We start from the raw sequence: 26,273 nt of genomic DNA on the forward strand, positions 1-26,273 counted from the left end.
AGGAAAGAGAAAATGAGCAAGGTAAGAAAAAGCTATATGGTAACCCTGATCCTGCTGCTGGCGGTATCACTTACACTAAGTGCATGCGGGGGAAAGAAAGCAAGCAATAATTCATCGGAAGCGGGAAGCGCTGAGAAACCGGTGGAACTGATCTGGTACACGATTGGAACTCCGCAAAAAGATACGGATCGCGTCATGGCGGAGGTTAGCAAATATACAGCTGAGAAAATCGGCGTTACAGTCAAAATGAACATGATAGACTGGGGCGATTATTCGCAAAAAATGCAGGTCATGACCGCTTCAGGTACACCGATGGACATCATGTTCACGGCATCATGGGCGTTTGATTACGTACAAAATGCACGTAAAGGCGCATTTACAGCGATTGATGAATTGCTGCCGAAATATGGACAAGGCATCGTAAAAGCGTTAGATCCAGCATTCTTGGAAGGCTCCAAGATTGACGGCCACAACTATGGCGTGCCTGCAAACAAAGAGCTTCCAGCTCAGGATGTATGGCGTTTCAATAAGAACCTCGTCGATAAATACAAATTAAACATCGACAGTGTGAATACGCTCGAGAGCCTGGAGCCGCTGCTGAAGACAATTAAAGCCAACGAGCCTGGTACTTTCGCATTGGCTGCAGATAAGTCGTTTATGCCGGTTGTTCCTTACGACTACATCATTCAGCAAATGCCGATGGCTGTGAAGATTGGCGACGCCGGCTACAAAGTCGTTAATATCTTTGATACGCCGGAAATGAAGCAAGCGCTCAAAACGATGAACAAGTACTACAAAGCCGGTTACATTCCTACGGAAGCCGCAACTTTGAATTCCTTGACAGATGTACAGGCAACAGGCAAATGGTTTACGGATAAAGCAACGAATCAGCCGCTTGCCGACAACCTTTGGTCCGCGAGCTTAGGTTATCCGATTGTATCCAAACCTGCCAGCCCGGCTCTGATTTACAACTGGTCGGTAATGGGTTCGATGCAGGCGATATCTGCAAACTCGGAATACCCGGAGAAAGCAATGGAATTCTTGAATCTGCTCAATACAGATCCTGTGCTTCGTAATATGGTTGATTCCGGTATCGAAGGCGTGCATTACAAAAAAGTCGGCGACGACGCCATGGAGAACCTGCCAGAATCAAAAAACTACGATATGCCAACCTTCTCTCTTGGTAATGTAATGATTACGTACCGTGACAAGAACGACCCTGTAACGAAATGGGATGAATTCAAGAAATTCAACGAGTCCAGTGAAAAAGCGCCATTGCTTGGATTTAACTTCGATCCTACGAAGGTAACAAGCGAAATCGCAGCCGTACAGAACGTCAAAGAAGAGTTCTGGGCATCGCTGATGACAGGAACGGTTGATCCTGATAAATTCATTCCGAGTGCAACAGAGAAATTCAAAGCAGCAGGCCTTGATAAGATTATTGCTGAAGCGCAAAGCCAAATCGATGCATGGAAAGCGGCGAATAACAAATAACACAAGCAAACATCCGAATTAGGCGAATGTTCAACATTCGCCTGATTCATTTCAATATGTAAGGAGAGGTGATTGTAATGAATAAGATCGGCGGGTTCTTCAAGGATCTCAACAAGAATAAAGTGCTGTTGCTGATGGCTTTGCCGGCTACCATATGGTTTCTGTTCTTTTCTTATTTACCGATGGCAGGCATGGTCATCGCCTTTAAGGAATATCGCTACAGCCGCCATGGCTTCTGGGCAAGCATCGTAGACAGCAAGTGGGTCGGATGGCAGAATTTTAAGTTTCTATTCAGCACGAATGATGCTTATATCATTACGCGTAACACGCTGCTGTATAACATCTTTTTCATCATCTTAGGTCTTGTGCTGTCGGTTGCGATGGCGATTATATTAGCGGAGATTGCGAATAAAAAGCTGGCTAAGGTTTATCAAACCGGGATGTTCCTGCCTTACTTCTTATCCTGGGTTATTGTCGGTTATTTCGTATTCAGCTTCCTGAGCTTTGATAAAGGAATGGTTAATCATATCGCTTCCTGGTTCGGTATCAATCCGATCCAATGGTATGCGGATAAGACCTACTGGCCGATTATCATCGTAGTGGTTTTCTTATGGAAATCAGTCGGTTACAGCAGCGTTGTCTATTTGGCTGCTATCATGGGCATTGACAAATCGCTCTATGAAGCAGCGATGATCGATGGCGCGAACAAATGGCAGCAAATTAGGAATATCACGATTCCAATGCTCAAACCGCTTATGACGATTTTGACACTGCTTGCCATCGGCCGTATTTTCTATGCCGATTTTGGACTGTTCTATCAGGTTACCCGGGACTCAGGCACACTATATTCGGTGACGAACGTTATCGATACGTATGTATACCGCGGTCTTAAATCAACAGGTGAGATTGGAATGAGTACAGCGGCCGGTCTGTATCAATCCGTTATCGGCTTTGCGCTCGTTATGATTTCTAACTATGTTGTACGAAAATTCGATAAAGACAATGCGTTGTTCTAATTCATTCTCAGGCGAAAGGAGGAAATGGCTGTGTCTACGATTGCTAACTCGAACAAACCTCGTGATTTTCATAAATTGCCGACGGTATGGAATGTGATTTTTAACTTTATAGCTGGAATTTTTGCCCTTGCTTGCGTATTCCCTTTCCTATTCGTAACGATCATTTCATTCACAGATGAGAAAACACTTGCTGCAAACGGATATTGGATCATTCCGGAGAAATGGAGCGTGGATGCTTACCGGTATGTGTTCAAGGCAGGGGATCAATTACTTCGTTCCTATGGCGTAACCATCACCGTAACGGTTGTGGGGACGATTATCAGTTTAGTGCTGACGGCGCTGTTTGCCTATGCTATTTCCAGAAAGAGCTTCAAATATCGCAATTTCTTCGGGTTCTTCGCTTTCTTCACGATGTTATTCAACGGCGGACTTGTTCCGACCTATATCGTAGTGACTCAACTGCTCGGTATGAAAGATACGCTCTGGGCGCTGATTCTGCCCCTTGCAGGGAATGCATTCTACATTATGATCATGAGGACCTTCTTCACGACGTCAGTTCCAGAGGCGATTATCGAATCGGGGAAAATCGACGGCGCAGGCGAATTTGGAATCTTCATTAAGCTGATTCTTCCGTTGTCGCTCCCGGGCCTTGCAACGATTGGCCTGTTCAGCACGCTCGGTTACTGGAACGACTGGTTTAATGCTTTACTCTACATCGACAATCCGGATCTCGTACCGCTGCAATCGATGCTTATGCGCATTGAGAACAGCATGCAGTTCCTTTTGCAAAATACAAATAATCCGTCTCTGGGTACGGGTGTGCTTCAATCTCTGCCGGCGGATACCGCGCGTATGGCGATGGTCGTGCTGGCGACCGGACCGATTATATTTGCTTATCCGTTCTTCCAGCGTTATTTCATTCAAGGCTTGACCATTGGTGCGGTAAAAGAGTAATAAACAGGGGGATATGATCCATGGAACAATTCAGACTGCCAAAAATTCCGATGCCGACGCTAACGATGCCGAAGGCTATTCAAGAAGTGCTGCAGGAAGCGGAAGTGAAGCTTGCGCATCGTCCGAAGCTGCTGCAATTATTCAAGAACTGTTTTCCGAATACGCTGGAGACGACGACCAAATTATTGGATGACGGAACTACATTCGTCATTACCGGGGATATTCCGGCTTCGTGGCTCCGCGATTCTGTCGAGCAGGTGATGCATTACGTGCCTTTTGCCAAGGACGATGCTGATTTGCAGCGTATTCTGGGCGGCTTGATTAAGCGCCATATTCAATATATTCACATTGATCCTTATGCCAACGCGTTCAATGAATCCGCCAACGACTGGCATTGGAACAAGGCAGACATCACGGACATGTCGCCTTGGGTCTGGGAGCGGAAGTTCGAGCTGGATTCCTTGTGTTTCTCCATGCGTCTTGCGTATGCCTATTGGAAAGAAACCGGTTTAACCGATATTTTTGATGCGGGCTTCAAATCCGCTATGCGCTTGATCTATGATCTGTTCAAGACGGAGCAGCATCATGCGGAGCAATCGCCATACCGTTTCACGCGCGATAACGGAATCCCGACGGATTCGCTGCGCAATAACGGAATGGGGATGCCGGTGAACTATACAGGCATGGTATGGTCCGGATTCCGTTCTAGTGATGATGTGTGTGATTTCCATTACAACATTCCGGCGAATATGTTCGCGGTTGTGGCACTTCGGCACATGCAGGAGTTCGCAGAGTGGATATTCCGTGACACGGATTTCCTGAAGGAGCTTAAAGCGCTGGAAGCAGATATCGATCATGGCATTCAATTGTACGGGATCTATCGTCATCCGACCTTCGGACCTATCTATGCCTATGAGACAGACGGCTTCGGCAACTACTGCCTGATGGATGATGCCGGAACGCCGGGCATTATGTCGATTCCTTATCTTGGCTATGTATCTTCGGATGATCCAGTCTACCAGAATACAAGACGGTTCGCCCTGTCCAAAGAGAATCCGTTCTATTACGAAGGCAAAGTGGCCAAAGGGATTGGCAGTCCGCATACACCTGAGGGATATATCTGGCATATGGCGTTGTCGATGCAGGGAATTACGGCTTCTACAGCGGAAGAGAAGCTTGCTATGATCGCTATGCTTGAAGCGACGGATGCGGATACCGGTTATATGCATGAAGGCTTCCACTCCGATGATCCGAGTATCTTCACGAGAAAATGGTTCGCGTGGTCGAACAGCTTATTCTCGCAGCTCGTATATAAGGCGATGAAGGAAGGGATTCTATGAGAGGGCCGGTAATCATATTCTATGACCCGGCTTTCCCGGGTCACCCGTCATTCGCAGAGGATGCGGCTCAGAGCCTGGGCCGCATCGGCACTGTCGTCGATGCGAAGGGACTTTCGGATGCGCTCCGCAATGCACAGAGCGGATGCCTCATCAACCTCCATGCGCCGTACTTCCCGAAATCCGCATGGCCACAGATCGCTGCTTTCTTAAGAAGCGGCTGCGGCCTTGTGAGCATCGGAGGTGCGCCGTTTAGGCAGCCGGTACGCGAAGAAACAGGCATCTGGCATATTGAACCTGTGCAGACTGCGTATCACCGCGAGCTGTATATTCATGAAATGCTGCGTGTCGACGCGGCATCTGTAACGACACTTGCGGCATTGGATCGTATTCCGCTCCTTGCCGGCCAAGAGTCGTTGTTTGACATTCAAGCTGCTTGGAATCTTGTCCCGCATACGACACGGAATAGTGATTTACCGCATCAGATGGGTGCAGCAGGAACGATGAGCACCCAAATTTACCCGCTGCTTAAAGGGGTCAGCGCCGAAGGCCGCGAGATTGCGGCGCCTGTCGTACTCTGGGAGAATTATCGCGGCGATTTTGCGGGCTCACGCTGGTTGTTCGTTAATACAGGGCTTAAGGCAGACTTCCTGAAGCAGGGCGGGCTGGAAGCCTTGGCTGCGTGGTCGGCATTCTGTGCGAAGGCGGTAACCGAGCTGTGGCTGAAGCCGAATTATGCGGCTTACGAAGCAGGAGAACGTACCGTACTCACGCTGCAGACACAGCGTATTGAACGGGCGGTCGCATCTTCGGCTGCAGAGAAACGCAAGGATTGTTGGACTTTCGAGATGAAGGTAGAGCTGCAGGAAGAAAAGCTGTGGGAACACCGGTTTACAGCAGAAGTTACAAGTGAAATCGATTATATGCGCATTCCGGTTCCGCTGGATATTCAAAGCGGTCTATACCGCGTGACCTGCACGGCAACAGCCGGGGATGGTGAAGTAAGGATTCTGCGCCAAGGGTTCTGGGGAAATGATCCGCTGCTGCTTGCCGGCGGGAGTCCGATCACATGCGACCGGGATTATTTCATAAAAGATGGACGGCCCCTGCCTATTGTCGGGATGACTTATATGACATCGGATGTCGCCCGCAAATTCCTGTTTCTGCCTAATGCGGATGTCTGGGACCGCGACATGGCGCAAATGGCCAAAGCAGGCATCAACTGGATCCGCACCGGGATTTGGACGGCATACCGCAATGTGATGCAGGTCGACGGCCATGCATCTGAAGAAGTGCTCCGGGCCATCGACGCCTTCTTCTTGACCGCAAAGAAATATGATCTGCAGGTGACGTTTACCTTCTTCTCCTTCACGCCGGAGACTTGGGAAGGGGTTAACCCCTATTTGGATCCGCAAAGCGTTGAAGCGCAGAAGCGGTTTATCCGCTCCATCGTGTCGCGCCACCGGGCGACTACGCATGTGGACTGGGATCTGATTAACGAGCCTTCGATGTTCGATCCGGCTCTGATTTTCTCCGACGGTCCCCGCTCCTGCCATGACCGGTTCGAGCAGGAAGCTTATGTGGAATGGCTGGAGCAGCGTCATGGAGATATTGCTGTGCTGCAAGAGCGGTGGAATATGACGCCGGAGCAGCTTCCAAGTTTTGCGGCTGCGTCTGTCCCTGCGCCGGAGGAAATCAACTTCGACGTGCAGGATATGCACCGCGGCAAGAAGGGCACCCGCTGGCTGGATTACTGCCTGTTCTCCATGGAGATGCATAACCGATGGGCCAAGCAGCTCTACGATACGATTAAGGAACTGGTGCCGGAGCATCTGGTGACGGTCGGACAAGATGAAGCGTTAGGTGCGCAGCGTCCATCGCCGTTCTTCTATGAGGAAGCGGTTGATTATACAACCGTTCATTCCTGGTGGCTGAATGATTATCTGATTTGGGACGGCATCTTTGCGAAGACAGCGAATAAGCCGAACGTCATTCAAGAGACAGGCATTATGTATGTGGAAACCCCGGAAGGCCGCGCCAAACGCACGGAGCAGGAGCTGCGGAGCTTGCTTGAACGCAAGTACGCTTATGCCTTCTCGACAGGCGGAGCAGGCGCCATCCACTGGATCTGGAATACGAATTTCTATATGGATAATGCGAATGAATCGCATATCGGCGCGCTGCGGGCAGACGGTACGGAGAAGCCGGAAGCGGATGTATCCTATGCATTCGGACGATTCATGGCTGAAATCCGGGATTTGTTCCAGGAGCGCGAGCTTGAAGAAATCGCGGCGATTTTCCCTTATTCCAATGATTTCTCGAATCGCAAACTAGCGTTTGAAGCGACAACACGGATGACACGGGTGATGGCCTACCAATTGAATATGCCTTTCCGGGGAGCATCGGAGTATCATCTGGATGCGCTTGAAGCGAATCCGGCGAAGCTGATTATTCTTCCGAGTGCCCACAATATTGATGACGCAGCTTGGGAGAAGCTGATGCATATCGTCAGCCATACAGGGGCGACGCTGCTTGCTTCCGGACCGCTCGGAATAAATGCATATTGGAAAGAGACGGACCGGTTAACCGGTTTGCTTGGCGAGTCTGAGCTTCACAATGTACGCCGGGAAGAAATCTTGAATCTGCAAGGAACGGAAATTCCAGTCTCCTTCAGTCATCGCAAGATCGCTGAGGCGAGCAAAGAGGTTCGATCTGCAAGGCACGGCGCTTCCGGTGCAATCGGCGACGCAGTGGTTGATATCCCGATCGGACAAGGAAGACTGATCTGGAGTCCGCTTCCAATCGAGCTCAATGAACGCTCCGAATCGGTGGCGGAGCTGTACCGCTACGCGCTTGCAGCTGCAGATTGCGGCAGCGGACTGGAATGGGTGCAGGGCGGCGGTATTGCCGGCGTATACGGCCGGAAGCTGAAGTTTAAAGAAGGTTTCTTATATATTTTCGTATCGGAATATGCTTGGGATGTACCGATTGAAGTGAAGGATACCCATTCAGGGAAGAGCTATGCTTTCGTGCTTGAGAAGGAGCGCTCAGTGTTGTTTGCTGCAGATTCGGAGGGCGGCCTGTTAGCGGTCTATCGTCCGCATGAAGTCGATGTTGAGGTTATTGGTGAGTAGGAGGAGACAAGAGATGAATAACAAGAGAACGGTGCATATCATTTCTCATACCCACTGGGACCGGGAATGGTATTTGCCTTATGAGAAGCATCATGTCCGCCTCGTAAAGCTGGTAGATACGCTGCTTGATAAACTGGATCAGGATCCGGAGTATCGGAGCTTTTACTTGGACGGGCAGACCATCATATTGGAGGATTATCTTCAAGTGCGCCCTGACCAGAAGGACCGCTTGGCTAAGCATATTCGTGACGGCCGTATCCTGATCGGTCCATGGTATATTCTGCAGGATGCGTTTCTTACAAGCGGAGAAGCGAACGTGCGCAATATGCAGATCGGGCATCAGGATGCACTGCGGTACGGCAGCGTATCCAAGGTCGGCTATTTCCCCGATACGTTCGGACTAGTCGGACAGACTCCTCAGCTGATGCTGCAGTCAGGCATTAATAATGCCATATTCGGCCGCGGCGTGAAGCCGACGGGATTCAACAATACCGTATCGGACGGCGATTATGAATCTTCGTTCTCGGAGCTGCAGTGGAAAGGGCCGGATGGTTCAAAAGTATTGGGCATTCTGTTCGCGAACTGGTACTCCAACGGCAATGAAGTGCCGGCGGGAATCGAAGAAGCCAAAGAATACTGGACCCGCAAGCTGGCGGATGCCGAGAAATATGCTTCGACAGGCGAGCTGCTGTTCATGAACGGGTGTGATCATCAGCCGATTCAATTGGATCTGCCTGAAGCCATTCGGACAGCCCGTGAATTGTACCCGGATACGGCTTTCGTCCATTCCAATTTCATCGATTATTTGAATGCGCTGGAACGCTCGTTAGACCGTGATTTGTCTTCCGTGCGCGGAGAGCTCCGCAGTCAGCGTACGGACGGCTGGTCAACCCTCGTCAATACGGCGTCCGCCCGCGTTTATTTGAAGCAGATGAACCAGCTCGGCCAAGCGATGCTCGAGAAGGTAGCGGAACCGCTCGCTTCCATGGCGCATTTGGCCGGTGTAGGCGAAGCGTACCCTCATCATTTGTTCACCTACGCCTGGAAGACGCTCATGCAGAACCATCCGCATGACAGCATCTGCGGCTGCAGCGTGGACGAGGTTCACCGTGAGATGGTTACCCGATTCGAGAAAAGCCGCCATGTGGCGGAAGCTATCGTTGACGAGATGAAACAATCTCTTGCCGATGCCGTAGATACATCCCGCTTTGCGCAAGCCGGCATCGATGCGCTTCCGGTAGTTGTGTTCAATACAACGGGCTCGGAACGTACAGGTGTTGTAACGATTGAGCTGGACGCGGCTCGCCTGTATTTCCGTGATGGCTATACCCTGGAGGAAGCAAGCGGGCGTATGCGGGACTTGGATATCTCGGGACGTGTATTGGTAGATGAGGAAGGAACTGCTGTTCCATATTCGGTGGTAGACCGCGGCCTTCAGTTCGGTTATGATCTGCCGGATGATAAGTTCCGCCAGCCGTATATGTGCCGTAAAGTGATTCTGACCTTCGAAGCCGCACAAGTGCCGGCGCTCGGATTGCGCACCTATGCATGGGTTCGCAGCAGCGGGAAGTCCGTGAATGCAGCTTCGCTCTTAAGCGGTGGCCGTACGATCGAGAACGAGCATCTGAAGATAGAGATCGCGGATGACGGCTCGTTTGCTTTGACGGACAAGAAGAGCGGCCGGACATTCCGTGATCTTGGCGTGTATGAGAACACGGGCGATATCGGGAACGAATACATGTACAAACAGCCGGACAAAGAGACGGCGCTGACGACAAAAGGACTGCCGGCAGCCATCCGCGTGCTTGCGGATACGCCTTACCAAGCATCGGTTGAAGTGGTTCATGAATGGGAAATACCGGCTTCGGCTGATGAGAGGCTGGACGAAGAACAGCGCGCATGCGTGTATTTCCCTCACCGGAAAGCGCAGCGGTCCAGCACCCTCGTGCCGCTTACGATTCGTACGGTGATTAGCTTAAGCAAGAGCGGCAAAGGCGTTCAAATCGAGGCTTCCTTCAACAATCAAGCGAAGGATCACCGCATCCGGGCATTATTCCCGACAGATCTGAAGACAAATGTACATCAGGTTGATTCCATGTTCGAGATCCCGGTCCGAGACATTGAACCGGCAGCGGAGTGGGAGAATCCAAGCAACACGCAGCATCAGCAGGCATTCGTCGATGTCAGCGAGGCTGGGAAAGCGGGCTTAACCGTTGCGAATCTGGGCTTAAACGAATATGAGGTTCTGCGCGACGGCCGCAATACGATTGCAGTTACGCTGCTGCGCAGCGTAGGCGAGCTTGGCGACTGGGGCTTGTTCCCTACACCTGAAGCGCAGTGTCTTGGAGAGCATACCGTGAGCATGGAATTGATTCCGCATGACGGTGATGGTTTGAAATCAGGCGCCTATGCAGAAGCCTATCAAATGCAGGTTCCTTGGACCGTTTGCCAGACTGCTGTTCATGAGGGAAGCCTTGCGCCAAATTTTGCTCCGTACGCATTCGAGAGCGCTGAACTGGCATTCTCGTCGATGAAGCTGAGCGAAGGTACAGGTGACCTGATGCTGCGCTGGTTCAATATGAGCCCGCAAGCGGCACAATTAACGTTAACGAATCATTTGCCTTATGTCGATGCCTATAAGAGCAATATTCTGGAAGAGCGAGGCGCCCGCATCGGGCAGAACGCAGCCGGGCAATTATCCTTGCCGGTCGGGCCATGTGAGATCGTTACAATCGGAATTACGCGTTAATTGCATATCGTAAAGCGATCAGAGAGCCCCCGGGATGCACAGTCCTTGGGGTTCTTTGTGGTTGCTAAGCGCAAAAAAGGAGACCTAACTGCAGCTGGGCAATTGTCTTTCGATTAACCGGCAGCACAATTTATTCCAACTAAATCGCTTGGAATTAAAACTTATCGACAGAGGGCACTCATGTCAACGATGAAAATTCCCCCTTCATTAATAGACATAACAATTGACATTACAAGCCTATAACGGTGAGCTTTGCTACAAAATGTTTCTTGATAAAATTTGCAATAAAGGGGTTGACACCCGACAGAATAGAAGGTATTATCATGTCTAAATCATAGTAAATCGATAGGTATTTAAGTTTATAAATTTATAACTTCGACCGGATAACCGGAGAGACCATCATCTGCAGACAGCGGATGTATGCGTCTTTTTTTTATATCAAAAATCATTGGGGGCTATCGTTATGAAACATTCAATCCGGAATTTCGCAGGTGCAGCATCTGTTCTATTACTTGTTACTTCAGTTCTGCTAACCGGCTGCGCGGAAGAGAAATCGTCTGCAGCAAGTTCAACCAATAATGGGGGCCTGGAGGTCAGCGAGCTTCGTTATCAAGGCGGAATAGGGTCGGTGACATACCCGGAATTGGCAGAAGACTTAGGTTATCTGGCGCCGCTCAAACTGAAGTTCATCGGGAGTACAATCAGCGGACCGCAGGATATTCAATCCGTCGTTACAGGCGACACCGATTTTGGCGGAGCCTTCAACGGCGCGATCGTGAAGCTGCTGGCGGCAAAAGCGCCGATCAAATCCGTCATCTCTTATTACGGGGTTGATGACAACACCTGGACAGGGTATTACGTCCTCGATGGAAGTCCGATTAAGACAGCCAAGGATCTGATCGGGAAGAAAATCGCAGTGAATACGCTTGGCGCCCATCATGAGTTTGTTATCAAAGAGTACTTGCACAGAGCGGGATTGACCACCGAAGAGATCGATCAAGTGACGCTTGTCGTCGTTCCGCCGGTTACCTCTGAACAGACGCTTCGGGCGAATCAGATCGATGTTGCTGCACTTGGAGGCGTGCTTCGCGATAAAGCTTTGGAGCGCGGCGGAATTCATCCTTTATTCAAGGACCGGGATTTGTTCGGTAATTTCAGCGCGGGGAGCTATGTGCTGACGAATAAATTTATTAAGAACAATCCTAAAGCGACACGCAAATTCGTAGAGGCGACAGCCAAAGCGATCGAATGGGCCCGCACTACGCCAAGGGATGAGGTTGTTGCCCGTTTCAATAAAATCATCAATGAACGAGGCCGCAAGGAAGATACCGCAACGGTGAAGTACTGGAAAAGCACGGGTATAGCGGGTAAAGGCGGTCTTATTGCCGATAAGGAATTCGACAATTGGATTAACTGGCTGGTCAAGGAAGGCACGATCAAGGAAGGCGAATTGAAGGCAAAGGACTTGTTTACCAATGAATTTAACCCTTATCTAAATGAAAAATAAATCCTTGAAGACGGGAGAGGTGCATAATTATGACGGCAAAGATCAGCATTCAGAATGTGCAAAAGTCATTTCGGGTCAAACGGAATTTGGGACATCTCAAAGAGGATTCCCAGCCCGTATCTGCGCTACAAGATATTAACCTGGATGTGCAGCAGGGGGAATTTATGGTTATTGTCGGCCCGAGCGGCTGCGGCAAATCGACGCTGCTTGATCTGCTTGCAGGGTTAACGAAGCCTAACAGCGGTCAAATTCTATTAGACGGCAAACCGATTACCGGTCCTAATCTGGACCGGGGGATCGTTTTCCAGCAGTATGCGCTGTTTCCTTGGAAGACTGCACTGGCCAATGTGGAGTTCGGCTTGGAGACCAAAGGTGTCGGCCGAAAGGAACGAAGAGAAATCGCACTTGAATATATCAAGCTGGTAGGGCTTTCCGGATTTGAGAACCGTTATCCGCATGAGCTCTCCGGAGGAATGAAGCAGCGTATCGCGATCGCGCGCAGCTTGGCGTACGATCCTGAGGTTCTGCTCATGGATGAACCATTCGCCGCTCTTGATGCCCAGACCAGGGAGACGCTCCAAAGCGAGCTGCTGCGGATCTGGGAAGCAACGAAAAAGACGATTATTTTCATCACGCATGGGATTGAAGAGGCTGTGTATCTGGGTCAGCGTGTTGCCGTCATGACGTCGCGCCCAGGCAGAATCAAGAAGGTTATCGATATCCCGTTTGATGCACGAACCTCTGAAGAGGATTTGCGCTCAAATCCCGAATTTGTCAGTCTTCGCCATCAAGTCTGGGATCTGCTGAAGGATGAGGTTTCGAGGGCGCAGGAGCAGGAGAAAAGCAAAAGCTTGGAAGCGGGCAGTCTGAAATCGAGCGGAAAAGGGGTTGCTAAAGATGGCTAATGCAAGTACAGGAGAAGTATTGGTTCGCTATGAGAATGAAAAGAAGGAGAAACGGGATAATCTGGCTTGTGTGCGCTGGACATTAATCAAGCTGCATAAAGCTTTTAAATTTTCGATTGTCATTCTTGCATTTCTTGGTTTATGGGAAGCGGCTCCGCGCCTTGGCATCGTTAATATGACCTTTTTGCCTCCGTTCTCGGAAGTTGTGCGCGCGTGGTGGGGACTTCTGCTCTCCGGCGATCTGGTTGATCACACGAAGGCAAGCCTGATTCGTTCCTTCAGCGGATTCGTGCTGGCGATCATCGTAAGCATTCCGCTTGGTCTGGCTATCGGGAGATTCAAAGTGGTGGCGGAGTATCTCAATCCCCTTCTTGAGGTTATGCGTAATACGGCGGCATTGGCCCTATTACCGGTCTTTATCCTGCTGCTCGGTCTGGGTGAATTTTCGAAGATCAGCATTATCTTCTATGCCTGCACATTTCCGCTTCTGCTCAATACGATCAGCGGCGTGAAGAATGTTGACCCCCTCTTGATTAAATCAGCACGATCAATGGGATTATCCCCGATTGCTTTGTTTCGTAAAGTCATTATCCCGGCTGCGGTGCCGACTATATTCATTGGTATCCGGCAGGCAGGCGCAAGCTCTATTCTCGTTCTCGTTGCGGCGGAAATGGTCGGGGCCAAATCCGGACTCGGCTATTTGATTCAATATACTCAATTCAGTTTTCAAATTACGCAGATGTATGCAGGCATACTCACGATCTCTGTGATCGGGTTCGGCGTCAACTATATCCTTCTCTATATTGAGAGACGTTTATCGGCTTGGAAGCAAACTTATAACGAAGGTGCTTAAGAGAAGAACACACAGATGAAGTGGAGTGAATGAGGATGAGCCAATCGAAAAGACAAATGAATTTAAATGTATTCCTGATGAATGCCGGTCATCATGAAGCGGCATGGAGGCATCCTGAAACGGAGCCTCACAACATTACAGATATCCGTTATTTTCAGCGATTGGCACAGCTGGCGGAAGAAGCGAGGTTTGATTCGCTTTTCTTGGCTGACGGTTTAGCGGTCAGTCAGAATATCAAGCACGGCGCTTTTGTCGGATTAGAACCATTCACTCTGCTGTCGGCTTTGGCAGCTGTAACCGATAAGATTGGACTAATCGGCACGGTATCCACCACTTATAATGAACCGTTCCATGTGGCGCGCAAATTCGCATCGCTCGATCATATCAGCAAGGGCCGGGCGGGATGGAATATTGTGACCTCCGGAAGTGAATTTGAAGCAAAGAACTTCAATCGTGATTCACATCTTGAGCACAGCAAGCGTTATGAGCGCGCCAAAGAGTTTCTGCAGGTGACAACGAGCCTCTGGGACAGCTGGGAGGACGAAGCGATCGTCATTAACCGCGGCACAGGCGCTTTTGCCGATAACGACAAAGTGCGTGAAATCAATCACGCCGGCGAACAGTTCAAGGTGCGCGGTCCGCTCAATATTCCAAGATCACCACAAGGCTACCCGGTTCTCGTGCAGGCCGGTTCCTCGGAGGATGGCAAAGAATTCGCCGCTCAATATGCGGAGGCGATCTTCACGGCACAGCAGACTTTGGCGGAAGCTCAGCAGTTCTATTCAGATGTGAAAGGAAGACTGGCCAAATACGGCCGTCAGCCGGAGCAGTTGAAAATTTTGCCCGGCATCTGCGCGGTCATCGGCAGCACCGAATCGGAAGCCAAGGAGAAAGAGCTTGAATTGAATGAGCTGACTGTGCCGGAGTACGGATTAAATCAGCTGTCCAATATGCTGAAGGTGGATCTGTTTACCTATCCGCTTGACGGTCCGCTGCCGGAGCTTCCGAGCTTGGACGAAATCAACGGAAACAAAAGCAGATTCCAGCTCGTTGCCGATCTTGCAAAGCGAGACAACCTGACGATCAGACAATTGATTCATCGCCTTGCAGGAGGCCGGGGCCACCGGACATTTGCCGGAACCGCGGTTCAAGTAGCCGATCAGCTTGAGGAATGGTTCATCAATGGAGCAAGCGACGGCTTCAATGTGATGCCTCCGTATCTGCCGGGCGGATTAGAGGAATTTGCTCAGCAGGTCGTTCCCGAGCTGCAGCGCAGAGGGCTGTTCCGCACCGAATATTCCGGAAGAACGCTGCGTGAGCATTTTGGCTTAACCAGACCGGTTAATCAATACTCCGCTAAAGGAACATTCCAAGCATATGCTTCTGAAGTGAGTTTTTAACTTACAGGAAGCAGGTCAAGATGAATGCAAATAACTCTTAGCTTATTTCTGAATTGAGTTTTTAACTGAACAGGAAGTGTGCCAAGAAGATTCGCAAATAACTCTTAGCTTATGCTTCCGATGTGAGTTTTTTGCTGAACAGGGAGTATACCAAGTAGAATCGCAAATAACTCTTAGGAGGGTTCCGCAATGAGCGCGAACGAGAAACGACAAATTAGATTGGGCGCTTTCTTAATGACCCCGGGGCATCATGTGGCGGCATGGCGTTATCCGGATACGGAAGCCTCCGAGGTGCTCAGCTTCAAATTCTATAAGAAGCTGGCGCAGACGGCGGAACGCGGGAAGTTCGATATGCTCTTTCTGGCTGACGGTTACGCTGTCTCGGAGAAGTATCCCGAGGCTGTTGCCCAGACGGTAACCGTAAGACCGGAGCCGCTTACGCTGTTATCCGCCCTTTCCTCGGTTACGGAGCATGTGGGGCTCGCGGCAACCGTATCGACGACTTACAATGAACCGTTTCATGTCGCTCGCAAGTTTGCTTCGCTCGATCATTTAAGCGGAGGCCGTGCAGCATGGAATGTTGTGACTTCAGCCAACCCGGCAGAAGCGCTCAACTTCAATCAAGACAATCATCTGCTGCACTCTCTTCGCTATGACCGCGCGGAGGAATTCCTCAATGTGGTGACTGGACTGTGGGACAGCTGGGAGGATGATGCTTTCGTCTATGATAAGCCAAGCGCAACCTTCGCTGACCGCAGTAAATTGCACACGCTAAACCATAAGGGGAAATGGTTCACGGTACGCGGCCCGCTGAATGTGGCAAGGCCGATTCAAGGCCATCCGGTCGTGATTCAAGCCGGTTCATCCGAGCCGGGCAAAGAGCTGGCCGCCCGTACAGCCGAAGTTATCTTCACGGCATGGCAGACGCTTGAGGAAGCGCAAGCCTTCTACAGCGATGTGAAAGGGCGATTGGCGAAATACGGCCGCTTGCCGGATGACCTGAAGATAATGCCCGGCATCTTCCCGATTATCGGCCGGACGGAGGCGGAAGCCGATGAGAAGAAGGCGCTGCTGGAAGAATTGATCCCGCAGGAGGCGGGCATTTGCTTGCTGTCCAATCTCATCAGCTTCGATCTCTCGCCATACCCTGTGGACGGACCGCTGCCGGATCTTCCGGAACTTGCGCAGATCAACGGCGGGAAGAGCCGATTTACGCTGCTGAAGGACTTGGCGGAACGGGAAGGCTTAACGATCCGCAAGCTGTACCAGCGGATCGCCGGTGCCCGGGGCCACCGTGAAATCAAAGGAACGCCCGTTCAAATCGCCGATCAGCTGGAAGAATGGTTCGTAAACGGCGCTGCCGACGGCTTTAATATTATGGCGCCGTACCTGCCGGGAGGGCTTGAGGATTTCGTCGATCTCGTCGTGCCGGAGCTTCAGCGCAGAGGGCTGTTCCGTACTGAATACACAGGGACGACATTAAGGGACCACTTGGGCTTGAAGCGTCCGCTTCATCCGGCGGCTCGTGAACAGCAGTATGATTTGCTGCTGAGTGAATAGAGGAAGGAGAACCGTCTATGGGATTAAATTTGGAAGGTCAATCCGCGATTGTTACCGGAGGAAGCGCAGGGATCGGGTTGGCGATTGCTAAGTCGCTCTATAGACAAGGGGCTAATGTGCTCATTGTTTCCCGCAATCAGGCGAAGCTTGAAGAGGCTAAACATGTTATCGAATCGCAAGCAGAGGTGAAGGGCGCTCCAAAGGTTGTTATCACTGCCGGAGATTTAACGGATGCAGCAACGGTACAGTTTACGGTAGAGACGGCCCTTAGCCATTTTGGACAAATCGATATTCTGATTAATAACGCCGGCTCGGCAAAGGCGGGATCCTTCCTGTCCCTCACTGACGGGGCCTTCACAGATACTTGGAATTTGAAGCTGCTCGGTTATATTCGAACCGTAAGAGCAGTGCTGCCTCATTTTATAGAGAAGCAGAAGGGCAGTATCGTTAATATTGTCGGCGGAGCCGGGAGAACGCCTTCTCCCTTGTTCCTGCCGGGCGGGACGACAAATGCAGCTCTGCTGAATTTTGCCAAAGGCATTTCCAAGGAGCTTGCGAAGAACAACATTCGCATTAATTCGGTTTCTCCAGGTTTGACGGCTACTGAACGAGCAGAGGTGTTGGCGCAGCAGCAGGCCGATGCCAAAGGGATTTCAGTTGATCAATATAAAGCCGAGAGTGCTGCCGGCATTCCGCTTGGACGCATTATCGACCCTCAAGAAATTGCAGACATCGTCCTGTTCCTTGCATCCGAACAAGCCAGATCCATTACCGGAGCAGAAGTCGTAGTCGATGGCGGACAACAGCCAGGTGTATAAGTCACAAGCTGTGAAGGACTTACGGAGTCTTTGGGCTCCGCAAATTAAAGGAGGCGAAAGGTATGAGTAAAGTTGAGCTGAACAATGAGGTAAATCAAGCAGATGAAGCGGGTTTGGAGATTCTTCCGGTTGCAGGGCGGATTGGAGCAGAAATTCGGGGTGTCAAGCTTTCCAGTGATCTGGATGCGCAGACAGTTGCTGAAATTCGCCAAGCGCTGCTTAAGCACAAGGTCATTTTCTTCCGCGGTCAAACGCATCTTGACGATGCCGGGCAGGAAGCGCTTGCCCAGGTGTTTGGCGATCCGGTTGCTCATCCGACGGTGCCGATCAAGCAGGGGACGGAATATGTCCTGGAGCTCAACTCCGATCATGGCGGCCGCGCGGATTCCTGGCATACGGACGTTACTTTTGTCGATGCTTACCCGCAGGCATCCATTCTGCGAGCTGTTGTCGTTCCTGCCGCCGGCGGGGATACGGTATGGGCTAATACAGCGGCTGCCTATGAGAATTTGCCAGCTGAGCTGAAGACATTAGTCGATGGCTTGTGGGCTGTCCATACGAATGAATATGATTATGCGGCCTACCGGAATAAAGTGTCAGAGGAGTCGCTGCGCCGCCACAAAGAAGTATTCGTCTCCACTCTGTATGAAACAGAGCACCCGCTTGTACGCGTTCATCCGGAAACAGGAGAGCGCACCCTCATACTCGGACATTTCGCCAAGAAAATCGTTGGACTGTCTTCTGCGGATTCAGCGCAGCTGCTCTCCTTGCTGCAGGGGCATGTGACACGGCTTGAAAACACCGTGCGCTGGCGCTGGGCGGCTGGCGATGTGGTCATCTGGGACAATCGTGCTACACAGCACTATGCGGTTAACGATTACGGCGACCAGCACCGTGTTGTCCGGAGAGTGACTGTGGATGGCGATATTCCGGTTAGCATCGACGGACGCCAAAGCGTGACTCGCAAGAAGGTGACCTCTGCATCGCAAGCTGCAGCGGAAGGTCAAGATTCACAGGCGAATTCCGAGCAGCAAGCAGAATCTGCCTGATAGCTAATATCGATTAAACGTTAGCCGAAAAGCCATCCCCTCCAGCAGTAATTGCTGTTGAGGGGATGACTTTTCTTGTTGAATACAACGCAGACAGCATACTTCCTATAAATGTATAATAATGAAATTGTACGATGAGGGGATAGGTTACTGACCGGTTTCTGTAAAGTTTATTGCGAAAGTCCAACCAGTGGATACGCAGAGGACTGCGGATTTGCTTGTGGAAACATTAGAAGCGAGTGCGAACATGTCTCCGAGAGCTTCGAGCACTTGGCGTACTAAAATGTGCGTGCTACAAGATGGTTAATTCCCGTCGAAGTACCTGGGCATCTTGTTGGCTCAAATAAAGAACTGAAGTTTCGATCGTTGTATACTCCATTTCATGAAATCGCGCAGATAAATGTGGCTAAGGCATTATATAAAAAGTGGTACCAAGTAGTGTATTACAGAAACGGAAGATCACCAGAGAAAACATGAACCAACAGTTCGAGCTCTGGGAGTAGAAAAAATAAGTTCTCACTTAGACTAAAAAGTCCTGAATTTAGGGCTTTTTTTATTTTGGTTTACAAATCATTTTTTCGTAAAGCCATTCAACTACCATGAAAATTCATTTCGCAGTTACTTGAAAAAAGACAATACTTAAGAAGACGCAGTCATTCATTTAAATTGTTCTTCGACCGACATTTTCTAACCGGCACTTTTTCTGGCTTGGTTTGCTGATTACAAACGGATAAGAATAGCAGCTTTTAAGAACGGCTGATCTGGAGCGCCGAGCTTGATCGGCTGCCCTGATTGAAAATAGGAAGGAGCAGGGCCCGGATGACGACGATTCGGTGCCTGCTCCTTTTTCTTTTTATTGGATTTATCGGCTTAATGCACGCTCTTGATTTTAATGAAGAAATGACTGATGGCATAATAAGCGGCTCCGCGCACGGCAGACTGATCGTTGAGCTCTGCGAATAGGATACGAAGTCTTTCATGAAGCTGCCCGAGTGAACGCTTCGCTACAGTCTCCCTCGCTGCGCTGCCTATCCAAGCCTCAGCACGGCTCATCCGGTTGCCGATGATGACGACATCCGGGTTAAAAACGTTAACGATATTCGCAATCCCGGCACCGAGCCATTCTCCTATGGAGTGAAAGAGAGCGCGAACCCGCTCATCGCCATTCTCAGCCGCATCGATAAGCGCTTCAAGCTCTGTATATCCAAGTGATTCCGCTTGTTCAAGAAGTGCCTTCTCGGAAGCGTATAACTCCCAGCAGCCTTGGTTGCCGCAGCGGCATTGTTTGCCGTTTACGTCAATGGAGAGGTGACCGAGCTCGCCGGAGAACCCGGCGGCGCCTTTGTATAGTTCTTTATTCAGAATAATGCCCGTCCCAATCCCGATCCCGACGCTGACATAGATTTGATTGGCGATGCCTCTTCCCGCGCCAAACCTCTGCTCGCCCTGCGCGCCTGCATTCGCTTCATTATCGATGGTCACAGGAACGCCGAAATGCTCTTCAATCGTCTTCTGCAGCGGGATATGCTTCCAAGCCAGATTGGGTGCGTACAGGATGGAGCCCTTCTCATCAACTAGACCGGGAACTCCAATTCCGATGCCTACGAGCCCATACGGACTTTCGGGAATAACGGTTTTTAGTTTATTAATGCAGCTGAAGAGCTGCTGCTGTACGGTATCGACCTCGTGCGTCCTGAGGGGAAGCTCCTGCTCTGCGATAACAGCACCTTCCAAATCCGTAAGGATTCCGCGAATGTAATTGACCCCAAGATCAATGCCGATGGCATAGCCAGCCCGTGAATTGAAGAGCAGCAGGTAAGGCTTCCTGCCGCCGCTGGATTGTCCGGGCCCGATATCGACAACGAGATGGCTGTCGATTAAATCCTGTATCAGGCTGGATACGGTCGCTTTATTCAACCCGGTCCGCTCGGATATTTGTGCACGTGAGAGAGGCGCGTTCTTCAGAACGGCTTCCAGCACAATGGCTGTATTGATTTTCTTAACGAGCGCCAAATCCCCGGTCTTCTGCATGCCTTGCCTTCCTCCGTCCGTTCATCTTGATTGATATGGGTACGATTTTAACACGAGCGGGACAGATAATGCATTATTTGTTTCAGTCGAGCCAAGTCCACGCGGCTTAATACTGGAGAGAGATAGGCGGATTTATCTAATGATAGCGATTACAGGTATTTATATTATTGACATATTTACAATGCGATTATAAGGGGTGATTTGTGCGCAACTTAATTTAAAGGTAATGAAATACAGCCATAAGGATTTATTTAAGTGTGAAAATTTTCATCAAATAACTTACTTTGTTTAATAGACAAACCAAGTTATAAGGTGCTAAGATAGCTATAAGAACGTTTTCATACAAATCGGGCATTGCCCACCACATTTTAGGAGGTTCGTACTCAAATGACGTATTTCAAGAACATCGGCAAGATCGTTTACGAAGGTAAAGGCTCCGATAATCCTTTGGCATTCAAGCATTACAATCCGAAGGAAGTTGTACTTGGCAAAACCATGGAAGAGCATCTTCGTTTCGCAGTCGCTTACTGGCATACGTTCACGGGTGCCGGCTCTGACCCATTCGGCGTAGGCACGGCCGTTCGCGGATGGGATCATGCCAATGCCATGGATCAAGCCAAAGCGCGCGTTGAAGCGAACTTCGAATTCCTTGATAAAATAGGCATTCCTTACTACTGTTTCCATGACCGTGACATCGCTCCGGAAGGCGACACGCTGCAGGAAACGAACAAGAACCTCGATGTTATCGTTGATCTTCTGAAGCAAAATATGAAAACATCAGGAGCTAAGCTTCTGTGGAATACAGCGAATATGTTCACGAACCCGCGCTTCGTTCATGGCGCAGGAACGACTTCCAATGCTGATGTATATGCTTATGCAGGCGCTCAGCTGAAGAAAAGTCTTGAAGTTGGTAAACGTCTTGGCGCTGAGAACTATGTATTCTGGGGCGGCCGTGAAGGCTATGAGACACTGCTGAATACGGATATGGCTCTTGAGCTGGATAACCTTGCACGTCTGTTCCATATGGCGATTGCTTACTCCAAAGAAATCGGATTCGGCGCTCAATTCCTAATCGAGCCTAAGCCGAAAGAGCCGTCTAAGCACCAATATGACTTCGATGCTGCAACTACAATCGCTTTCTTGCAAAAGTATGACCTGACAGACTACTTCAAGCTGAACCTTGAAGCGAACCATGCAACACTGGCTGGCCACACATTCGAGCACGAAATCCGCGTTGCCGCTATTAACGGCATGCTTGGATCGCTTGATGCGAACCAAGGCGACCTGCTGCTCGGCTGGGATACAGATGAATTCCCTACCGATCTGTACTCCACCACACTTACCATGTACGAAGTCATCAAAGCAGGCGGTATCGGCAAAGGCGGCATAAACTTCGACGCTAAAGTACGCCGCGGTTCCTTCGAGGACGATGATTTGTTCCTTGCTCATATCGCGGGTATGGACACTTATGCTTGGGGACTAAAAGCAGCAGCGAAATTGATTGAAGACAAAGTCATCGACAGCATCGTGGACAACCGTTACCGCAGCTTCAAAGAAGGTATCGGCGCTGAGATCGTTTCAGGTAAAGCTACCCTTCATTCACTTGAGAAATATGCGCTTGAGAACAACAGCATCCGTAACGAATCCGGTCGCCAAGAGCGTATCAAATTGGTACTTAACGAAGTCATCTACAGCGTGTAAGGGGGATCTGTTCAAATGTCTTATGTCATTGGGATAGACCTCGGCACAAGTGCGGTAAAGGCGCTGCTCCTTGATCGGAGCGGCGCGATAATCGCAGAAGCATCTCGTGATTATCCGCTCTTCCACGAGCATTCAGGCTGGAGTGAGCAGCGTCCGAACGACTGGGTGGACGGCACGCTTGGAGCCGTTCAAGATGTTGTGCAGAAGGCTGGTGTACCTGCTGATTCTATTGAAGGGATCAGCTTCTCCGGTCAAATGCATGGACTTGTCCTGCTGGACGAAGCGGGTAATCCGGTGCGCAACGCCATTTTGTGGAATGATACGCGCACCACGGCGGAATGCCGTGAAATCGAACAGACGCTCGGAAGCGATCTATTGAGCATTACGCGTAATCCGGCGCTCGAGGGCTTCACGCTTCCTAAGATCTTATGGGTGCGTAAGCATGAGCCTGAGGTTTTCACTGCAGCCAAACTGTTCGTGCTGCCTAAGGATTATGTGCGCTACAAGTTAACCGGCGAGCTGCATATGGATTACTCCGATGCAGCGGGGACCTTGCTCCTTGATGTTGCAAACAAAGCGTGGAGCGGTGCGGTTCTGCAAGCCTTCGGATTGCCTGCTTCGTTCTGTCCGCCGCTTATCGAATCGCATGGTTTAGCAGGTACGATTCTGCCTGAGGCAGCTGCAGGGGCAGGACTCAGTACCGCAACGAAGGTATTTGCCGGCGGAGCGGATAATGCTTGCGGTGCGATCGGTTCCGGCATTCTAAAAGACGGGCTGACGATGTGCAGCATCGGTACTTCCGGCGTCATTCTCTCTTATGAGAATGGCAGCGGCAATGACTTCCGGGGTAAAGTGCATTTCTTCAATCACGGTAAGCAGGATGCTTTTTATGCAATGGGCGTGACGCTTGCTGCAGGGTACAGCTTAACTTGGTTTAAGAATACCTTTGCCAAAGGCGAGTCCTTTAATGAGCTGCTGAGCGGCATTGATCAAGTTCGTCCGGGCTCGAACGGACTTCTGTTCACACCTTATATCGTGGGCGAGCGAACTCCTCATCCCGATGCGGTCATCCGCGGCAGCTTTATCGGCATTGATGGTTCGCATGAACGTATTCATTTTGCACGTTCCGTTATGGAAGGGATTACGTTCTCATTGAACGAGTCCGTTCAATTGTTCCGCGAGGCAGGTAAAACCGTGGATACGATTGTATCGATCGGCGGGGGCGCGCAGAATCCGGTCTGGCTGCAGATGCAGGCTGATATTTTCAATGCGGACGTGGTCGCGCTTGAGAATGAACAAGGTCCTGGCCTAGGGGCAGCGATGCTGGCCGCTTACGGCTGCGGCTGGTTCGATAGTCTGGATGCCTGCGCGGACCAGTTTGTGAAACGGGCGGCTACCTATAAGCCGGTACCATCCGCTGTAGAAGCCTATGCAGGTCTCTTCCGTATTTATCAGGATGTCTACGGGCAGACGAAATCATTGAATGACGCACTTAAGTCTTACCGGAATTAAGTTTGAAATTCGAGCGCAATCATATGTACTGGCTTTGGCCGCTTCTTTCGTATCTGCGAAAGAAGCGGTTTTTTGTTTATTCAGCATAGGGCGGAAACATTGATGCTGGCTGCAGAGATAAATGACACAAGAAAACGGCCTCAGCAGAACATCTTGCTTCATCCACCGGTTCGCTCAGGGCAGGTTGCCAGCGAAATGAATGGAGCTGCAGCAGGATGGTAGCTTTAGCCGTTTTAAGCTTTACCTGTTTAAAAGGTTAAACTTTAACCGTTTTATGCTTTAATTTATTAAAGTGATTATCTGAAGCAACTCCAAATTTCTCCTGGTACGACTCCCAGTTTCCCGGCGATTAAATCGGCGGTTATACGTTGAGGCTTTTTTATTTTTCCGTTGCGGATTTTAGATATAGTTGTCAAGGAGATGTCTGTGGTGTGAGCAAGCTGTGTTACGGATATCTTTTTCTCTGTCATTAATAAACGCAGTTTGAAGGAAGGGTCTTCGAAAGGATCGATTAGAGCGAGTTTGGTAAATACAATGGCATAGCATTTTAAGTTTCCATCTGATCGATAGAAAGGTTTGGCGATAACGGTTGATGTGAACTGATCTCCGAAGAGGGTAAGTGTAAAGGATGTCTGCCCTTCGGTTTTATTTGCTTTCAATGTTTCAAAAAAACGGTAAATTCTGAATTTGTCTTTCTGTAGGAGGAAGTCGGCTACCGATCCTTCCAGCAATCGGGAGACGTTGAATCGAACCGGTGAATAATAGCGATTAATCGATTTGATCACACCATCTGCAGTAAGCAGCATGGAAGCTTCGACCTTTTGGTCTAAAATAATGTTCTCAATCCATGCTTTTTCCGAAATATCTACAATTACGACCGCAAAAAGATGATCGCCGCTGACCGACCGAATTCGGCTCATCTGCAGAGATACCGTCAAGCATTGGCCGGAGCGGGTAGAAATCTCGCATTCCAGCGTGCTGTCCTCGGTTTTGGCTTTCTGCAGGGCAGCCAAACGGGTTAATACCTGACAGAAGGGAGAGCTGTGCGATAAGATTGAGGCTGATTTGCCAATTAAATCATCCTTCATATAACCGCTTAAAGTTAGGAAGGCGGAATTGATGTCTTTCACTAACCATTCTTTGTGCTGATTTGAAATTATGACAATGGGTTGTGGAGAAAACGTGAAAAAATCATACAAGTTCATGCAACTCCATTCATAAATATTCATCTTTGATCAATTATATCATCTCAAATTGAATGAAGGAAGCGAAATTGGAAGTATCTGCTACAACAAAGACAAAAATTCTACAGAAAATTATGAGAATTTGTTCATCTGTTAAATATATGTCGGATTATGTCAATAAAGAAGCATAAGCCTACGCTTCATTCAAATTCGTCTATCCTCAGGTGAGCTTAGGCGAATTGCGGGAGAGCTTCAAGCGTCTGTTCAACGTTTTCATGTTGAATAATTTCAAGGACAGGCAACTTTACCAACCCGACATTCGTATACATGAGCAGATAGCAGGCTTATGCCGGGTGGAGGAATAATGATGAGCGTATTACAGGTAGACATCCGGAAGGCAGGGTATGAAGCAAGCTCCCCTGTCATCCGCGATGTCTCTTTTTCAATAGAGGCTGGCGAGCTTGTCGGTCTAATCGGACCTAACGGCGCCGGGAAGAGTACGACGATTAAGTCGCTGCTCGGATTGATCCGTCATGTGGAGGGCAATGTTGCGTTCACAGGTGACCAGAAGCGTTATGCGTATGTGCCTGAACAGCCTGTGCTGTATGAATATATGACGCTCTGGGAACATCTGCAGCTTGCGGCCTCGGCCTACGAGCTGGATGAGCAAACCTTCCTCCGGCGGGCGGAGCTGATGCTGGACCGGTTTCGGCTTTCGGATGAGCGGCATAAGCTTCCGACGGGGTTCTCCAAAGGCATGCAGCAAAAAATGATGCTTATCATCGGATTCCTGTTGCAGCCTGACGTTTATGTCGTGGACGAGCCTTTCGTCGGTCTCGATCCACGCGCTACGCGGGATTTTCTCGAGCTGCTGCAGGCAGAACGACGCCGCGGGGCAGGCGTGCTTATGTGTACGCATGTGCTTGATACAGCCGAACGAATATGTGACCGCATCATTCTAATTAATGGCGGATCGGTCGTTGCCCAGGGAACGCTTGAGCAGGTCCGGGAGCTGGCCGGCTGCAAGCCTGACTCGCCGCTCACTGACTGCTTCTATGCGTTGACATAA

Annotated in this window: 18 protein-coding genes; 16 read left to right on the forward strand and 2 right to left on the reverse strand. The window is 50.0% G+C overall.

The window, feature by feature from the left end; translation table 11 throughout:
• The first annotated feature begins 12 nt into the window (after positions 1 to 12).
• The 13 genes from ACFPYJ_RS22615 (at position 13) to ACFPYJ_RS22675 (ending at position 18,776) form a co-directional block, all read left to right on the forward strand.
• Entirely contained in the window at positions 13 to 1,494 is a 1,482-nt protein-coding gene (locus tag ACFPYJ_RS22615) for an ABC transporter substrate-binding protein (RefSeq protein WP_379190496.1), read from the forward strand.
• Between the two features lie 77 nt (positions 1,495 to 1,571).
• Complete coding sequence (locus tag ACFPYJ_RS22620) at positions 1,572 to 2,510, forward strand: ABC transporter permease (protein ID WP_379190497.1); 939 nt, start codon at positions 1,572 to 1,574, stop codon at positions 2,508 to 2,510.
• Positions 2,511 to 2,549: 39 nt separating this feature from the next.
• Positions 2,550 to 3,464 (forward strand): carbohydrate ABC transporter permease, encoded by a 915-nt coding sequence (locus ACFPYJ_RS22625; protein ID WP_379190536.1) that lies wholly within the window; start codon positions 2,550 to 2,552, stop codon positions 3,462 to 3,464.
• A gap of 20 nt (positions 3,465 to 3,484) precedes the next feature.
• On the forward strand, positions 3,485 to 4,804 hold the full coding sequence (locus ACFPYJ_RS22630) for a glycoside hydrolase family 125 protein (protein WP_379190498.1): 1,320 nt from the start codon (positions 3,485 to 3,487) through the stop codon (positions 4,802 to 4,804).
• Positions 4,801 to 7,935, forward strand: a complete 3,135-nt coding sequence (locus tag ACFPYJ_RS22635; RefSeq protein WP_379190499.1) for a beta-galactosidase — start codon at positions 4,801 to 4,803, stop codon at positions 7,933 to 7,935. The genes ACFPYJ_RS22630 and ACFPYJ_RS22635 overlap by 4 nt, the downstream gene beginning before the upstream one ends.
• A gap of 13 nt (positions 7,936 to 7,948) precedes the next feature.
• The gene (locus ACFPYJ_RS22640) at positions 7,949 to 10,684 is read left to right on the forward strand and encodes an alpha-mannosidase (RefSeq protein ID WP_379190500.1); all 2,736 of its coding nucleotides are present in this window, start codon (positions 7,949 to 7,951) and stop codon (positions 10,682 to 10,684) included.
• Positions 10,685 to 11,147: 463 nt separating this feature from the next.
• Entirely contained in the window at positions 11,148 to 12,191 is a 1,044-nt protein-coding gene (locus tag ACFPYJ_RS22645) for an ABC transporter substrate-binding protein (protein WP_379190501.1), read from the forward strand.
• Positions 12,192 to 12,220: 29 nt separating this feature from the next.
• Complete coding sequence (locus ACFPYJ_RS22650) at positions 12,221 to 13,096, forward strand: ABC transporter ATP-binding protein (RefSeq protein WP_379190502.1); 876 nt, start codon at positions 12,221 to 12,223, stop codon at positions 13,094 to 13,096.
• The gene (locus tag ACFPYJ_RS22655; RefSeq protein ID WP_379190503.1) at positions 13,089 to 13,949 is read left to right on the forward strand and encodes an ABC transporter permease; all 861 of its coding nucleotides are present in this window, start codon (positions 13,089 to 13,091) and stop codon (positions 13,947 to 13,949) included. Before ACFPYJ_RS22650 ends, ACFPYJ_RS22655 begins: the two co-directional genes overlap by 8 nt.
• Positions 13,950 to 13,984: 35 nt before the next feature.
• Positions 13,985 to 15,349: an LLM class flavin-dependent oxidoreductase gene (locus tag ACFPYJ_RS22660; protein WP_379190504.1), complete on the forward strand. Its 1,365-nt coding sequence runs from the start codon at positions 13,985 to 13,987 to the stop codon at positions 15,347 to 15,349.
• Between the two features lie 189 nt (positions 15,350 to 15,538).
• Entirely contained in the window at positions 15,539 to 16,909 is a 1,371-nt protein-coding gene (locus ACFPYJ_RS22665; protein WP_379190505.1) for an LLM class flavin-dependent oxidoreductase, read from the forward strand.
• Between the two features lie 17 nt (positions 16,910 to 16,926).
• Positions 16,927 to 17,727 (forward strand): SDR family oxidoreductase, encoded by an 801-nt coding sequence (locus tag ACFPYJ_RS22670; RefSeq protein ID WP_379190506.1) that lies wholly within the window; start codon positions 16,927 to 16,929, stop codon positions 17,725 to 17,727.
• Between the two features lie 62 nt (positions 17,728 to 17,789).
• Complete coding sequence (locus ACFPYJ_RS22675) at positions 17,790 to 18,776, forward strand: TauD/TfdA dioxygenase family protein (protein ID WP_379190507.1); 987 nt, start codon at positions 17,790 to 17,792, stop codon at positions 18,774 to 18,776.
• A gap of 870 nt (positions 18,777 to 19,646) precedes the next feature.
• Here ACFPYJ_RS22675 and ACFPYJ_RS22680 read toward each other — a convergent pair.
• A complete protein-coding gene (locus ACFPYJ_RS22680; protein ID WP_379190508.1) occupies positions 19,647 to 20,807 on the reverse strand; it encodes an ROK family protein in 1,161 nt (386 codons plus the stop codon).
• Positions 20,808 to 21,194: 387 nt separating this feature from the next.
• Here ACFPYJ_RS22680 and xylA point away from each other — a divergent pair, with 387 nt between their 5' ends.
• Both xylA and xylB read left to right on the forward strand, forming a co-directional pair.
• Entirely contained in the window at positions 21,195 to 22,508 is a 1,314-nt protein-coding gene (gene xylA, locus ACFPYJ_RS22685; protein WP_379190509.1) for a xylose isomerase, read from the forward strand.
• Between the two features lie 15 nt (positions 22,509 to 22,523).
• Positions 22,524 to 24,020 (forward strand): xylulokinase, encoded by a 1,497-nt coding sequence (gene xylB / locus ACFPYJ_RS22690; protein ID WP_379190510.1) that lies wholly within the window; start codon positions 22,524 to 22,526, stop codon positions 24,018 to 24,020.
• A gap of 296 nt (positions 24,021 to 24,316) precedes the next feature.
• Here xylB and ACFPYJ_RS22695 read toward each other — a convergent pair whose 3' ends face one another.
• Positions 24,317 to 25,219 carry a PAS domain S-box protein gene (locus ACFPYJ_RS22695; RefSeq protein ID WP_379190511.1) on the reverse strand — a complete coding sequence of 301 codons (903 nt, stop codon included), beginning with the start codon at positions 25,217 to 25,219 and terminating at the stop codon, positions 24,317 to 24,319.
• 352 nt (positions 25,220 to 25,571) lie between these two features.
• On the opposite strand from ACFPYJ_RS22695, the gene ACFPYJ_RS22700 reads away from it, so the two are divergent.
• Positions 25,572 to 26,273, forward strand: a complete 702-nt coding sequence (locus ACFPYJ_RS22700; protein WP_379190512.1) for an ABC transporter ATP-binding protein — start codon at positions 25,572 to 25,574, stop codon at positions 26,271 to 26,273.

The sequence above is a fragment of the Paenibacillus solisilvae genome (assembly GCF_042656405.1).
GTDB lineage: Bacteria > Bacillota > Bacilli > Paenibacillales > Paenibacillaceae > Paenibacillus_Z > Paenibacillus_Z solisilvae.